12 protein-coding genes are annotated in these 13,966 nt (G+C 70.0%); 1 reads left to right on the top strand and 11 read right to left on the bottom strand.

Features of this window, described 5'->3' with window-relative positions:
- The 6 genes from K2X24_RS14175 to K2X24_RS14200 all read right to left on the bottom strand — a co-directional run.
- A partial coding sequence (locus K2X24_RS14175; RefSeq protein WP_292499027.1) for a S1 RNA-binding domain-containing protein occupies window positions 1-292 on the bottom strand: 292 nt, incomplete at its 3' end.
- 338 nt (window positions 293-630) lie between these two features.
- Window positions 631-1,341 (bottom strand): cell cycle transcriptional regulator TrcR, encoded by a 711-nt coding sequence (locus K2X24_RS14180; protein WP_292499028.1) that lies wholly within the window; start codon window positions 1,339-1,341, stop codon window positions 631-633.
- Between the two features lie 221 nt (window positions 1,342-1,562).
- Window positions 1,563-2,507, bottom strand: a complete 945-nt coding sequence (locus tag K2X24_RS14185; protein ID WP_163644149.1) for a ribose-phosphate pyrophosphokinase — start codon at window positions 2,505-2,507, stop codon at window positions 1,563-1,565.
- Window positions 2,508-2,642: 135 nt separating this feature from the next.
- Complete coding sequence (locus K2X24_RS14190; protein ID WP_292499029.1) at window positions 2,643-2,870, bottom strand: DUF4170 domain-containing protein; 228 nt, start codon at window positions 2,868-2,870, stop codon at window positions 2,643-2,645.
- Between the two features lie 268 nt (window positions 2,871-3,138).
- On the bottom strand, window positions 3,139-4,842 hold the full coding sequence (gene xseA / locus K2X24_RS14195; RefSeq protein WP_292499030.1) for an exodeoxyribonuclease VII large subunit: 1,704 nt from the start codon (window positions 4,840-4,842) through the stop codon (window positions 3,139-3,141).
- Between the two features lie 79 nt (window positions 4,843-4,921).
- Window positions 4,922-5,101 carry a hypothetical protein gene (locus K2X24_RS14200; protein ID WP_292499031.1) on the bottom strand — a complete coding sequence of 60 codons (180 nt, stop codon included), beginning with the start codon at window positions 5,099-5,101 and terminating at the stop codon, window positions 4,922-4,924.
- A 212-nt stretch (window positions 5,102-5,313) separates the two neighbouring features.
- Here K2X24_RS14200 and purD point away from each other — a divergent pair, with 212 nt between their 5' ends.
- Window positions 5,314-6,597, top strand: coding sequence for a phosphoribosylamine--glycine ligase (gene purD / locus K2X24_RS14205; protein ID WP_292499032.1), 1,284 nt, complete (start codon window positions 5,314-5,316; stop codon window positions 6,595-6,597).
- Between the two features lie 100 nt (window positions 6,598-6,697).
- On the opposite strand, the gene rsgA is transcribed toward purD, so the two are convergent.
- The 5 genes from rsgA to K2X24_RS14230 form a co-directional block, all read right to left on the bottom strand.
- Window positions 6,698-7,696: a ribosome small subunit-dependent GTPase A gene (rsgA, locus tag K2X24_RS14210; RefSeq protein WP_292499033.1), complete on the bottom strand. Its 999-nt coding sequence runs from the start codon at window positions 7,694-7,696 to the stop codon at window positions 6,698-6,700.
- Between the two features lie 7 nt (window positions 7,697-7,703).
- Window positions 7,704-10,439: a valine--tRNA ligase gene (locus K2X24_RS14215; RefSeq protein ID WP_292499034.1), complete on the bottom strand. Its 2,736-nt coding sequence runs from the start codon at window positions 10,437-10,439 to the stop codon at window positions 7,704-7,706.
- A 117-nt stretch (window positions 10,440-10,556) separates the two neighbouring features.
- Entirely contained in the window at window positions 10,557-11,162 is a 606-nt protein-coding gene (locus K2X24_RS14220) for a PopZ family protein (RefSeq protein WP_292499035.1), read from the bottom strand.
- Between the two features lie 169 nt (window positions 11,163-11,331).
- On the bottom strand, window positions 11,332-12,699 hold the full coding sequence (locus K2X24_RS14225) for a TolC family outer membrane protein (RefSeq protein WP_292499036.1): 1,368 nt from the start codon (window positions 12,697-12,699) through the stop codon (window positions 11,332-11,334).
- A 323-nt stretch (window positions 12,700-13,022) separates the two neighbouring features.
- Window positions 13,023-13,673: a protein-L-isoaspartate O-methyltransferase gene (locus K2X24_RS14230; RefSeq protein WP_292499037.1), complete on the bottom strand. Its 651-nt coding sequence runs from the start codon at window positions 13,671-13,673 to the stop codon at window positions 13,023-13,025.
- Between the last annotated feature and the right edge of the window lie 293 nt (window positions 13,674-13,966).

A 13,966-nucleotide genomic window follows, 5' to 3' on the forward strand; every position in this document is an offset into this window, starting at 1 on the left:
CGCGCGAGATGACGGCCTCGCCGAGCGCATTCTCGATGCGGTCGACATAGACCTCGACCTCGTCGCCGACGGCGAGTTCGCCTTCGCGGCCGGGGCCGTTGAATTCCTTGAGGGCGACACGGCCTTCCGTCTTGGCGCCGATGTCGATGACGGCCACGTCCTTCTCGATCGCGACGACGCGACCCTTGACGACGGACCCTTCGGTGATCTCGTGCTGGAGGAAGGACTCCTCGAGCAGGGCCGCGAAATCGTCGCGGCTCGGGCTACGCTGCAGGGCGTTACCAGCGGTCATTCTGTCTCCTGACAGGCCTCATCGGGAGGCCGGCATCGGCGGCTCGTGTGACGGGGCACCCTCGACGTCGCCGCCCGGGGTCTGCGACCCGACGGGCTCAACCTCCCGAATCGAGGAGGGCCGACGCAATCTCAAGCGATGGCCGAGAGCGGTTCTCCAACGGGTGCAAGGCCCGGCACACCAGCCGAGCCTCATCGATTCCAATCGGAGAACGGCGGTTCCATAGCCGATTGCGTCGCGCCCTGCAACGTGTCCCACGCGCGCCGCCCCGCCAATGAAAAATCCCCGCGGCGGTGCTGCGGGGATCGGGTCGCGAGACGGGGACGGTTGATCGCGGATCAGTCCTCGTCCTCCTCCTCGGTGCTGCGCATGCCCTTCAGCTTGGCGAACACCGAGTCGGCGTTGAGCTTCTCGTCGCGGGCACTGCGGTGGTGCTCGTCGGCCTCGGTGTAGTCGGTGGCCGTCGAGACCTCGGTGGGCAGCAGGGTCGCGCCGCCATCCACCGCCAGGTTGGCCGGGCGGTCCTTGGCCGAGCGCTGGACCTCGAAGTCGAGGTCGATCTGCGTGCAGAGGCCGAGGGTTACCGGGTCCATCGGCTGGAGGGAGCCGGAATTCCAGTGGGTGCGCTCGCGGATCTGCTGGATCGTCGACTTGGTGGTGCCGACCAGCCGGATGATCTGCGCGTCCTTGAGCTCGGGGTGGTTGCGCAGCAGCCAGAGGATGGCGTTCGGCCGGTCCTGGCGGCGCGAGAGCGGGGTATAGCGCGGACCCTTGGTGGTGCGCTTGACCTCGGGCAGCTTCACCTTCGAGACCGCGACCTTGAGCTTGTAGCTCGGGGTCTTCTGGGCCTTCTCGATCTCGTCGCGGGTGAGCTGGCCGGTGGTGATCGGGTCGAGGCCCTTGATGCCGGCGGCGACCTCGCCGTCGGCGATCCCCTTCACCTCGAGGGGGTGCAGCTTGCAGAAATCGGCGATCTGCTCGAAGGCCAGCGAGGTATTTTCCACCAGCCATACGGCGGTGGCCTTCGGCATCAGCGGGCCTTGCGACATCGGGCGACTCCAACAGGTTCGTGCGGGACGGGTCCCGGGGCGCCGCCGACAGGGCGTCGCTCGCTCCGGCCCGACTGGCCGGCAGCATCCCGTCTCAACGCTGCAATAGGGAAGCGCCGTCTATACAGGTTTCAATGGGGTCAACGCAATTGCGATCCGCCCGTCCGCTCAGGGTCGCGTCCGGGGTGGCGGGGTCGGGACTCGGCGGGGCCGCGAAGGCCTCAGGTGAAGAGGCTCGACACGCTCGATTCCGTCGCGGTCCGGCCGATGGCCTCCCCCAGCAGCGGCGCGATCGTGGCCACCCGGATGTTGCGGGCGAGCTTGACGGCCTGCGTCGGCTGGATCGAGTCGGTGATGACCAGCTCCTTCATCCGCGAGGCGGCGATGCGGGAGACCGCTCCACCCGAGAGCACCCCGTGCGTGATGTAGGCGGAGACGTCCTTGGCGCCGGCGTTCAGCAGGGCTTCGGCCGCGTTCACCAGGGTACCGCCGGAATCGACGATGTCGTCCACGAGGATGCAGGAGCGGCCCTCGACCTCGCCGATGATGTTCATGACCTCGGACTCGCCGGGCCGCTCGCGGCGCTTGTCGACGATGGCGAGCGTCGCGTCGATGCGCTTGGCGATGGCCCGCGCCCGCACCACACCGCCGACGTCCGGCGAGACCACCATCCAGTCCTTCGGGTCGAGGCGTTCCTTGATGTCGCGCACCATCACGGGGGCGGCGAACAGGTTGTCGGTGGGAATGTCGAAGAAGCCCTGGATCTGGCCCGCATGCAGGTCGAGGGTCATCACGCGGTCGGCCCCGGCCTCGGTGATGAGGTTGGCGACCAGCTTGGCCGAGATCGGCGTGCGGCCGGAGGTGCGCCGGTCCTGCCGGGCGTAGCCGAAATACGGGATCACCGCGGTGATGCGCCGGGCCGAGGAGCGCCGGGCCGCGTCGATCATGATGAGCAGTTCCATCAGGTGATCGTTGGCCGGGAACGAGGTCGACTGGACGATGAAGACGTCCTCGCCGCGCACGTTCTCCTGGAGCTCGACGAAGATCTCCATGTCGGCAAAGCGCCGGACCATGCACTTGGCGAGCGGCAACTCGAGATAGGCCGCGATGGCCTCGGCCAGGGGCCGGCTCGCATTGCCGGCGATGATCTTGATCGAGGACTTCATGCCGGGGTCTTCATCTCGCGATCCTGGGAGCCCGCCGCTTCAGGAACGACGGGCCTTCGCTGCGGCGCTCCATAACAGCCGCAACGGGGACGTCACAATGCTTTCGCCTTCGTTACTTTGCCGGGTGCGCGAGGATCATGGCTCCAGAAGCCGGTGCAGATGCACGATGAAGTAGCGCGTCTGTGCGCTGTCGACCGTGGATTGTGCTTTGGCTTTCCAGGCCGTCTGCGCTGAGGCGTAGTCGGGAAAGATGCCGACGATGTCGAGATTCTTCACGTCGCGGAAATGCACCCCGTCGAGATTCTCGAGTTCGCCGCCGAAGACGAGATGAAGTTTCTGCCCGCTATCGATGGTCGTGGTCATCCCGCATCTCCTCCGCCCGGTCGCGGCTTCATGTCGGAAGGCATGAGCCGTGCCGCCGGTGCGGTCGCAAACGGGGCCGGATTCGTCAACCCGCTGCGCGTACCGGCGGGCATGCGCGCGCCGGCACAACGGCCGTGCATGCCGGCCCTGTGCGGCTCGGGCACCGCCGTTCCCGAGCCGCGTTCGCCGAAGTCGGCACCGGTTTGGCGCAGGGGATCGGACCGAAACCCGAATCTCTCGGACAGCCTTGCCTCGTGCAGTGCGATCCTCAGAGATCGAACAGGCTGCCCTGCCGGGTCGCGGGCGCGATCGGGGCGATCTCCGGCGACGTCTCGGCCGGGGCGGGTTTTCGCACGGTCGGCTTTCTCGCGGAGGCCTTCCGGCTCGGGGGCGCCTTCGCGGGCGGTGCCCCGGGTGGCGACCCCTCGGCGGCGTCGCCCGCATCCGGCATCCCCACCGCCACGCTGCCGTCCGCGAATTCCAGGGTCATGTGGCGGCTGGCCTCCGCGGCGGCGCGGATCGGAGTCCCGTCGCGGTCGCGCACGAGGGCGTAGCCGCGGGCCAGCACGGCCCGGTAGCTGAGCGAGCCGAGCAGCCCCGCCAGCCCGGCGAGGCGGTCGGCGCGGCGTTCGATCGAACGGGTTCCGGCCTGGATCAGCCGGGCCTGCAGGGCGCCGAGCCGGTCGCGGCTGCGGACCTGCTCGGCCCGGACCCGGCCGAGGGTGCCGTCGCGGGCGACGACGAGGCGGCGCCCGAGATAGGCGAGGGCCTCGCCCTTGCGCGCCGCATGGTGGCGCAGTGCGGCTTCCGGGCGGTCGCCGACCCGCGACAGGCGCCCCCGCGCGGTGGCGAGGGCGAGCGTCGGCGGATGCCGGGCGAAGCGCTCGACGATGCCCCCCATCCGGAGGCGGTAGACCCGGGCATTGCCGGCGAGAGCCGGGCCGAGGCGCGCCTCGGCGAGGTCGAGGCGCTGGCGCTTGCCCGCCAGGAAGGCATCCACGTCCGGCATGGCCCGCACGAGAGCGCGCAGGTCGCTGCGCTCCCGGTCGAGGCGCCGCGTCACGGCCTCGCGCTGGCGGCGTCCGAGATCGACCAATTCGGCCACGAGGTCGGCCCGGACCGGAACCGCCATCTCGGCGGCGCCGGTGGGCGTGGGGGCGCGCCGGTCCGAGACGAAATCGATGAGGGTGGTGTCGGTCTCGTGGCCCACCGCGGAGATCAGGGGAATCGCGGAATCGGAGGCCGCGCGGACCACGCATTCCTCGTTGAAGGCCCAGAGGTCCTCGATCGACCCGCCGCCGCGCGCCACGATGAGCACGTCCGGGCGCGGGATCGGCCCGCCGGGCGCCAGGGTGTTGAAGCCCCGGATCGCGGCCGCGATCTCCTCGGCGGCCCCCTCCCCCTGCACCCGCACCGGCCAGACCAGGACGGGCCGGGCAAAGCGGTCCTCCAGGCGATGCAGGATGTCGCGAATGACGGCTCCGGTGGGCGACGTCACCACGCCGACGACGCGCGGCAGGTAGGGAATCGGTCGCTTGCGCTCGGCGGCGAACAGCCCCTCGGCGGCCAGCACGCGCTTGCGCTCCTCCAGAAGCGCCATCCAGGCACCGATGCCGGCCGGCTCCAGGGTCTCGATGACGATCTGATACGAGGATTTGCCCGGAAACGTGGTGATCCGCCCGGTGGCGACGACCTCGAGCCCCTCCTGCGGGCGCTGACGCAGGCGGTTGAAAGTTCCCTTCCAGACCACGGCGTCGATGCGCGCGTTCCCGTCCTTCAGGGAGAAGTAGGCGTGGCCCGAGCCGTGCTGCCCGCGAAAGCCCGAAATCTCACCGCGCAGGCGGACATGGCCGAAGGCATCCTCCAGCGTCCGTTTGAGTGCGGAGGCGAGGTCGCCCACGGACCATTCCGGTACGTTCGAGACGGCGTTCGCGGACGCAGCGGTTTTGGCGGGCGGGGGAGGAACGGCCATGGCGGCGGACGCTACGGCCAGCTTTATCCAAGGTCCAGGCCTGCCTCGGGTGAAGCACTCACCGAGGCGGGCGGACGCCTCACATCAGGATCGACAGGATCAGCAGCACGGAGACTATCGGAACCGCGCTCACCGCCAGGGCCATCCGCCAGATCGGCAGACCGTCGACGCGGCTGTTGTCGTTCGCGGCGCGGGCAGGGTGGCGGGCCTTGTGAACGTAGTGCGACAGGATCACGCGCCGCGTCGGAAGCGGTGCCATCGAAAACGGAACGGATTTGCGACAGCCTGGCATGATCCTCACCAACGTCATCGACCTGCGTTCGTTCCAGGGAAAATACGAGACGATTCTTCTCCCGTCATGGGTTCCCGGCGCTGCCTAGCATGTGGACGCCCGCGGCTTCCCGTGCACCGGAGCATACGCCCCCACGTTTCGGCCTTTTCAAGGAACGACTTTTGGGGAACACACCCCTCATGAATATCCTTCTCATCGGCTCGGGCGGCCGCGAGCACGCGCTCGCCTACGCCATCGCGAAGAGCCCGCTCTGCGCCCGCCTGTTCACGGTGCCGGGCAATCCCGGCACGGCCGCGTTCGGCGAGAACCGGCCGGACCTCGACGTGTCCGACCATGCCGCCGTGCGCGCTTTTTGCTCGGGCGAGCGCATCGGCCTCGTGGTGGTCGGGCCCGAGGCGCCGCTGGTGGCTGGCCTCGTGGACGATCTCCAGGCGGCGGGCATCCGTACCTTCGGACCCACCAAGGCCGCCGCGCAGCTCGAGGGCTCGAAGGGGTTCACCAAGGACCTCTGCGCCGAGGTCGGCATCCCCACCGCCGCCTTCGCGCGCTTCCAGGCCCTCGAGCCGGCGCTCGCTTACCTCGCCGAGCGGGGCGCGCCCATCGTTGTGAAGGCCGACGGGCTGGCGGCCGGCAAGGGCGTGGTGGTGGCCGAGACCCGCGACCAGGCCGAGGCGGCGGTGCGTGCCCTGTTCGAGGAGCCGGGGGCCGAGATCGTCATTGAGGAATGCCTGTTCGGCGAGGAGGCGAGCTTCTTCGCCCTCTGCGACGGGACCCGCGCGGTCCCGGTCGGCACGGCCCAGGACCACAAGCGCGTCTTCGACGGCGATCGCGGCCCCAACACAGGCGGCATGGGGGCCTACTCGCCGGCCACCATCCTCACCCCCGCCCTGGAACGGGAGGTGATGGAGACCATCATCGGCCCCACCCTCGACGGCATGCGCGCGCGCGGCACGCCTTTCACCGGCATCCTGTATGCTGGCCTGATGCTCACCGCCGACGGCCCCAAGCTGATCGAATACAACACCCGCTTCGGCGACCCCGAGGCGCAGGTGCTGATGCCCCGCCTCGCCTCCGACCTCGTGCCGGCCCTGCTGGCGGCCTGCGAGGGCGACGTCTCGGGCATCAGCCTGGAATTCGACGCGCGGCGCGCGGCGCTGACCGTGGTGATGGCGGCGGCCGGTTACCCCGGCACCGTGATGCGCGGCTCCGAGATCCGGGGGGTCGAATCGGCGGGCACGGGCACCGACGTGCTGGTGTTCCAGGCCGGCACGCGCGCCGAGGGCGGGCGGCTCCTGGCCGATGGCGGTCGGGTGCTTGCCGTCACGGCGCTCGGCGAGAGCATGCTGGAGGCCCAGGCCCGCGCCTACGCGGCGATCGCGCGGATCGACTGGCCTGAGGGCTTCTGCCGCCGGGACATCGGCCGCCGTGCCGTCGCCCGGGAGGTCGCAGGCGACGGTATCTGAGACCAAGCCTCACTGAGGTCCGGCGAACGATCGCCGCTGCGCCGTCGTGCGGGCGGACCTCGATGAGTCAGGCCCATCAAGATCCCGGATGATCCCTCCCTCAGCGTCGCTTGTTGCCGCGCGGGCCCGTGGGGACGACGGTGTTGCCCCGGTTCTCCGCCCGCAGCGTGCGCCAGCGCGCGAGTCGCTCGGGATCGAGCCGGCCCTCGGCCACGGCGGCCTGGACGGCGCAGCCGGGCTCGTGCGCGTGGGTGCAGTCGCGAAAACGGCATTCGGGCGCCAGCTCGGTGATCTCGACAAACAGCGTGTCGAGGCCTTCCGCCGCGTCACCGAGCTGAAGCGAGCGGATGCCGGGCGTGTCGATGATCCAGCCGCCCCCCGCGATGGCATGCAGCGAGCGGCTCGTGGTGGTGTGGCGGCCCTTCGCGTCGTGTTCGCGGATGCCGCCCGTCGCCTGGGGGGCGTCGTTGTCCGGCCCGGCCAGGGTGTTGACCAGCGTCGACTTGCCGACGCCGGACGAGCCCACCACCGCCACGGTGCGGCCCGTGCCGCACCAGGGGCGAAGGTGCGTCGCGGCCTCGGGTTCGCGCGGGTTCACGATGACGACCCGCAGGTCGCGCTGGAGCGCCAGGGCCTCCCGCCGATAACGCTCCGCATCCTCGGCCACATCCGCCTTGGTCAGCACGATCACGGGTTCCGCCCCGCCCTGGTTGGCCAGCGCCAGGTAACGTTCCAGCCGCGTCGGGTTGAAGTCCGCGTTGCAGGAGGTGACGATGAACAGGGCATCGACATTCGCCGCCGCGAGTTGCGGCGCCGTGCTTCCCTCCCGGCGCCGCTCCAGCACGGTGCGGCGGTCCAGGCGCCGGCGCAGGATCTGCGTGCTGGCCTCGACCAGGACCCAGTCGCCGACCGCGTAGTCGCCGGTGTTGGTATGGACCGGCAGCATGAGCTTGACCGCCCCCGCCTCCGAGACGGCGCCCATGCGGGCGCGATGCACGGTGGCGACGCGCTGGGGCAGGAGCGCCGCTTCGTCGGGCCGGCACTGGTCCGCGAAGAAGGCGGACCAGCCGAGATCGGTCAGCGTGTGGGCGGCGGTCACGACGCGCTCAACCGGCGAGCCGCGCCAGCGCCTCCGTGATCTTCTCCAGGCGAGCCGCTTCCCCGTCGCGGCGCTCGCGCTGCTCGTCCACCACCTCGTCGGGGGCACGGGCGAGGAAGTCGGCATTGCCGAGCTTGGCCTCGATCTTGGCGATCTCGGCGCCGGCCTTGGCCGCCTCCTTCTTCAGGCGTGCGACCTCCGCCGCGAGATCGACGATGCCCTCCAGCGGCAGGGCCGCCACCGAGCCGCGCACCAGGAGCTGCACCGAGTTCTTCGGGGCGGACGCCTCGAAGCGGACCTCGGAGAGTCGCGCCAGCCGCACCAGCGTGTCGCCCCAGCGGGTCGCACGGGCTCGCAGGTCCGCGTCGGCGCCGACCATCACGAGGGGGATCTGTGCCGCCGCCGGCACGCTGGTCTCCGAGCGGGCGGAGCGGATCTCGGAGACCAGATCCACCAGCCACCCGACTTCGGCCTCGGACTCGGCGTCGTTCAGGGCGGCCAGATCCGGCCAGGACGCCAGCGCGAGAAGCCCGCGCGACTCCGAAAAACCCTCGCCCTTGATCGCCCAGAGCTCCTCCGTGAGGAACGGCATGAAGGGGTGCAGCAGCTTGGCGATCTGGTCGATCAGGAAGGCGACGGTGCCTTGCGTCTCGGCCTTGGCGGCGGCCTCCACGCCCTCCCCCTGGAGCACGGGCTTGGCGAGCTCCAGGTACCAGTCGCAGAAGATGTTCCAGACGAAGCGATAGGCCGCGGCCGCCGCGTCGTTGAAGCGGTAGGCGTCGAGCGCCGCCGTGACCTCGGCCACGGCCCGCGCAGCCTCGCCGAGCGCCCAGCGGTTCAGGGTTTCGGTGGCGCCTTCCGGCCGGTAGTCGGCCCGGAGCACGCAGCCGTTCATCTCAGCGAAGCGCGAGGCGTTCCAGAGCTTCGTCGCGAAGTTGCGGTAGCCCTCGACCCGGTTCACCGCGAGCTTGATGTCGCGCCCCTGGGCCGCCATCGCCGCCAGGGTGAAGCGCAGGGCGTCGGCCCCATACTGGTCGATGAGCCCGAGCGGATCGACGACGTTGCCCTTCGACTTCGACATCTTGGCGCCCGACGCATCGCGCACCAGCGTGTGCAGATAGACGGTCTCGAACGGCACACGGTCGGTGACGTGGAGGCCGAGCATCATCATCCGGGCGACCCAGAAGAAGATGATGTCCTTGCCGGTCACCAGGGTATCGGTCGGGTAGTAGCGCGCGAGTTCCGGGGTCTCGTCCGGCCAGCCCAGCGTCGAGAACGGCCATAGGGCGGAGGAGAACCAGGTGTCGAGGACGTCCTCGTCCCGGCGCAGAGCCACGGGCGCGCCGTGCTTGGCATCGGCCTGACCTTGCGCCTCCGCCTCGCTCGTCGCGACGTAGATGCCGCCCTGGTCGTCGTACCAGACCGGGATCTGGTGACCCCACCAGAGCTGGCGCGAGATGCACCAGGGTTCGATGTTCTCGAGCCACTGGAAGAAGGTCCGCTCGTAATTCTCGGGCACGAAACGGGTTTTCCCGTCACGCACCGCCTGGAGCGCGCGCTCCGCCAGCGGCTTCACGTTCACGTACCATTGGTCCGTGAGGTAGGGCTCGATGACGACGTTCGAGCGGTCGCCGTGGGGGACCGCATGGGTGTTGGGCTCCACCAGACGCAGCCGCTCACGCGCCTCCATCAGGGCGACGACGCGCTTCCTCGCCTCGAACCGGTCGAGGCCGTGCAGGGCCAGGGCCTCCGGCTCGGGGTCGGCGCCGGTAAGGAAAGCCGTATTGCCGTCGAGGCTTATGCGGGCTTCCGCATCCAGGATGTTGATCGGCGTGCAGCCGGCGCGCTTGCCCACCTCGAAATCGTTGAAGTCGTGTGCGGGCGTGATCTTGACCGCACCCGTGCCCTTCTCGGGGTCCGAATAGCTGTCGGCGACGATCGGGATCAGCCGCCCGACCAGCGGCAGGCGCACGAAGCTGCCGACGAGGTGCGTGTAGCGCTCGTCTTCCGGGTGGACCGCCACCGCGGTGTCACCCAGCATGGTCTCGGGCCGGGTCGTGGCCACCGTGATGACCGCACCGGTCTCGGCGCCGGCCGCATCGACGACCGGGTAGTCGAAGTGCCAGAGGTAACCCTTCACCTCGACCTGCATCACCTCAAGGTCGGAGATCGCGGTCTGGAACTTCGGGTCCCAGTTCACGAGGCGCTTGTCGCGGTAGATCAGGCCCTGCGCGTGCAGGTCCACGAACGTCTTCGTCACGGCGCGGACCATCTGGTCGTCCGGCGCGCCCGAGACGCCCATGGTGAAGCGCTCCCGCGACCAGTCGCAGGAGGCACCGAGGCGCTTCAACTGGTTGACGATGGCGCCGCCCGATTCCGCCTTCCAGGCCCAGACCTTCTCGACGAAGGCATCCCGCCCGATCTCGCGCCGGCCCGGCTCCCGCGCCTCGGCGAGGCGGCGCTCCACCACCATCTGGGTGGCGATGCCGGCGTGGTCGGTGCCCGGCTGCCAGAGCACGTCGCGTCCGCGCATGCGCTCGAAGCGGCAGAGGATGTCCTGGAGCGTGTTGTTGAGGGCGTGCCCCATGTGGAGGCTGCCGGTGACGTTCGGCGGCGGGATCACCATGGTGAAAGGCCGCGCTCCGGCCCGCTCGGGCCGCCCGGCCTTGAAGGCGTCGCCGGACTCCCAGGCGGCACTGACGCGCGCCTCGACGGCGGCGGGGTCGAAGGTCTTGTCCATCATGGGCGGAGTCGGTTTCACGTGTCGGGAGAAGCGGAAGCTGGCCCGCTTTCAACCCGTCACGGCCCTTGCGTCAACTCGCGAGCCCCGCGATTCGACGGTGGCGGCCCCTAGCGGCCCCTAGCGGCCCCTGGCGACGCGCTCGATCTCGGCCCGAACCAGCCGCTCGACCATGCTCGGCAGGTTCTCGTCGAGCCAGCCCTTCAGCATCGGCCGGAGCATGTCCTGCACGAGGTCTTCGAGGGTACGGGCCTGGCTGCTCAGCACGGTGTTGGACAGCATGTGGAAGGCCTGCGCCACGCTGGCGTCGGTGACGGCCGAGGTCAGGCGCTCGGTGGGCGTCGGTTCCGGCTCCGGGGCGCGGGGCACCGGCCGCGGCGGCTCCACGGGGGCTGCCGCCCGGACCGGCGGCGGAGGCTCCGGCTCCTCCTCGTCGTCGTCGTCGTCGAAGGAGATCGCGTCGAAATCGATCTGCCCGTCCTCGATCGGGGCCTGGCGGAACGCGATTTCGGGCTCCTCCAGCGGCGCGGGCTTGCGGACGGGCTGGGCTATTTCGGCGAGATCGAGGACGTCGTCGTTCTCGGGCAGCGGGGCGGAGCGCTGGGGCGCCACCACCTCGGCCTTGGCATTCTGATCGTCCGCGATGATGCGGCGAATGGAGGCGAGGATCTCCTCCATGGAGGGTTCCTGCGCCTTGTCCGGCACCTTGGGGCTCGCTGCACTCATCCGGACGATGCTCGGTCAAAAGGGTAAACGTTCGCTGACGGGGGCGAGTATTTCATGGTCCCATCGGGACACAAGCGCCGCCCGTCCCAAGGCGCGGGATAAGCCCGCTCATCCCCGGTATCCTTCCGCCCCGGCACCCTTTTGGTCCGGTTCCCGTCGCCCTAGGATCCTATCGGCCGTCGGGCGTGCGCACCCCGTACCAGAGGTCCTTGACCTGATCGAAGTGCTCCTTCGGGCTGTAGACCGCCACCGGCAGTGCGGTGAAGCGCACGGTGAGGCGGCCCACCGCCTGGACGACGCCGTAGGAGAAGATCACCCGGTCGCGCTGCGCAACGATGAGGTTGGTGCGGGCGTTCAGCAGTTCCTGCTGCGCGTTCAAGACGTCGAGGGTGGTGCGCTGGCCCACGCGGGCCTCCTCGCGCACACCGTTCAGCGCCACTTCGTTGGCCTGCACCTGTGCCTGCGAGGCGATGACCTGGGCCTTGGCGGCCTCCAGCCGGCCCCAGGCGGTGACGATGGCCGACCGCACCTGATCCCGGGTGTCCTCGGCATCGAGCCGGCGCTGGCCGACGGTCTCCTTGGCCTGGCGGATCTGCGAATAGGTCTGGCCGCCCTCGTAGAGGGGGATCGAGAGGCGGCCGACGATCGAGGCGCTGACCGCGTTGTCGCCCGGGAACTGGGTGTCGTAGCGCTGCTGCACCGAGCCCTGAAGGCCGGCGGTCGGATAGAGCGCGCCCTCGAGCACCCTCACCTGCGCCTCGGCCACGTCCACGAGGTGCAGCGCCGAGGCGATCTGCGGGTGCTCCTTGAGGCCGATGTTGAGCGCGGCATCGAGGTTCGCGGGCACGTAGCGGTCCAGCGGCCGGCCCGGGGCGAGTTGGCGCGGCTCGACACCGATGAAGCGCCGGTAATTGCCGATGCTGGCGCGCAGCGTCGCCTCGGCACCGCTCACCTCGGAGCGTGCGCCCGCGAGGCGGGCCTCGGCCTGGGCGACGTCGGTGCGGGTCACCTCGCCCACGTTGAAGCGGTCGCGCGTCTGGCGGAGCTGCTCTTCCAGAACCTCGACGTTGTTGCGGCGCAGCTCGAGGTTCGCCGTGTCGCTCAGCACGAACATGTAGGCCTGAGCGGCGTTGAACAGCGTGTTCATCTCGGTGGCGCGCAGCGCCTCCCGGACGCGGAGCACGTCCGACTCCGCCTGACGGGTCTGGTTGTCGGTGCGAAAGCCGTTGAACAGCGTCTGATTGACCGTGATGCCGGCGCCGCCGGGACGCGTGACCTGATCGAGCCGGGTTCCCAAGGTCCGGCCTTCGGTCCGGGTCAATCCGATATCCGCGTCGATGCTCACGGTCGGGCGATACCCGGACTTGGCCTGGGCTACGCTCTCATCGGTCGCACGCACGCCGGCGCGTCCGGAATTCAGGGCGGGATTGGCCGCATAGGCCCGCGAGAGTGCGCTCTCCAGCGTCTCGGCCGTAGCGGGATTCGCCAACGCGAAGGCCAGCACGGCGACGGCGCCGGGCCGAAGCCACACACCCATCGCAGGTCTCGATTCTTTCACGCTCATCAGCCCTTGCGGTTTTTCGATGAACCGGACGACCTTGGAAAGGCCGCCGCGCCTAGACGCGATCCGGATTGCCCGCCTCGGCTGCAAGTCTAGCCGACCTTCGTCGATGGAGCACCGGGTGGTTCCCGCACGCTGCACGAATGGTCGCGGGTGCCGCAAAAAAGCGACACCGGCGATGCGCCCGTCGCCGCGGCGCAGGCGCTCGCGTCATGGCCCCCGCGGATCACGGCATGGGGTGTCGTGAGGAGCGTGGGTCTCGGCCCCGCGAGGCGAGGTCCGATAGGGGCGGGCCGCCGTTAGAAGGCGAATCCGGCCTCGGCCGCGAAGGCGCCCAGGGCCGGGAGGGCCGCATCGAAGAGCGGGCGCGCGCCGAAGGCGTCGCCGGCCCGCACGAACAGGGTTGCCTTGGCGGCCCGGTCCCGGCCCATCACGCAGACGAGACGGCCGCCATCCTTCAACTGCTCCAGGAGCGCCTGGGGCCGGGTTTCGATTCGGCCGTTCACCAGGATGGCATCGTAGGGGCCGGACTTGGCATCGCCGGTCTCGAGGGGAGCCTCCACGATCGCGATCCCGTCGACGCCGGCGAGGCGGGTGCGGGCGCCGGCCGCGAGGTCCGGGTCGGATTCGAGGGCCGTCACCTGCGCGCCGACCCGGCTCAGGATGGCGGCGCCGTAGCCGTAGCCCGTGCCGACATCGAGGGCCTTCTCGCCCGGCTGGATCGCAAGGGCCTGGATCATGCGTGCCAGCAGCATCGGCGCCGGCATTGCGCGGCCCTGCGGGCCGAGCCGCAGGGTCTGATCGATATAGGCGAAGTCCTCACGTCCCGGCGGCACGAAGGCCTCGCGGGCGATCTCCCCGAAGGCGTCGAGGACCGGGACGTCGTTCACGTCGAAGGTCCGCAACTGACAATCGACCATGAGGCGTCTCGCCTGCGCGTAATCGAGCATGGGTGCCGTCTTCCCTCGACGCTGGTCCGGCGCCGGGCGCCGGTCTGTCCCCTCGGAAGGGCCGGACGGACCCGCCGAAGCTTGGGGGTTTGTCGTGGATCGACCCGCAAAACGCAAGGTTCGCGACGGGCCGTTCGCGACGCGCAAGGGGGCGGCGGGAACAGCGGGTCGGTTCCGTTTCGCAGCGCGAAGCCTAGGCCATCGGATGGATGGACCGCCTGTTGCGGCGCTGTGCGGGGAAAAACTTGGAGGCCTCGCCCGGAATCGAACCGGGGTGCAAGGATTTGCAGTCC

It is taken from the genome of Methylobacterium sp. (assembly GCF_019750675.1).
In the GTDB taxonomy this organism is placed as follows: domain Bacteria; phylum Pseudomonadota; class Alphaproteobacteria; order Rhizobiales; family Beijerinckiaceae; genus Methylobacterium.

Coding starts and splice junctions, on each gene's coding strand:
- K2X24_RS14190 (WP_292499029.1), bottom strand. CDS start 2,870: ATGACCACGACCATCGATAGCGGGCAGAAACTTCATCTCGTCTTCGGC.
- K2X24_RS14180 (WP_292499028.1), bottom strand. CDS start 1,341: ATGTCGCAAGGCCCGCTGATGCCGAAGGCCACCGCCGTATGGCTGGTG.
- K2X24_RS14185 (WP_163644149.1), bottom strand. CDS start 2,507: ATGAAGTCCTCGATCAAGATCATCGCCGGCAATGCGAGCCGGCCCCTG.
- purD (WP_292499032.1), top strand. CDS start 5,314: ATGAATATCCTTCTCATCGGCTCGGGCGGCCGCGAGCACGCGCTCGCC.
- xseA (WP_292499030.1), bottom strand. CDS start 4,842: ATGGCCGTTCCTCCCCCGCCCGCCAAAACCGCTGCGTCCGCGAACGCC.
- K2X24_RS14225 (WP_292499036.1), bottom strand. CDS start 12,699: ATGGGTGTGTGGCTTCGGCCCGGCGCCGTCGCCGTGCTGGCCTTCGCG.
- K2X24_RS14200 (WP_292499031.1), bottom strand. CDS start 5,101: ATGGCACCGCTTCCGACGCGGCGCGTGATCCTGTCGCACTACGTTCAC.
- K2X24_RS14220 (WP_292499035.1), bottom strand. CDS start 11,162: ATGAGTGCAGCGAGCCCCAAGGTGCCGGACAAGGCGCAGGAACCCTCC.
- K2X24_RS14215 (WP_292499034.1), bottom strand. CDS start 10,439: ATGATGGACAAGACCTTCGACCCCGCCGCCGTCGAGGCGCGCGTCAGT.
- K2X24_RS14230 (WP_292499037.1), bottom strand. CDS start 13,673: ATGCTCGATTACGCGCAGGCGAGACGCCTCATGGTCGATTGTCAGTTG.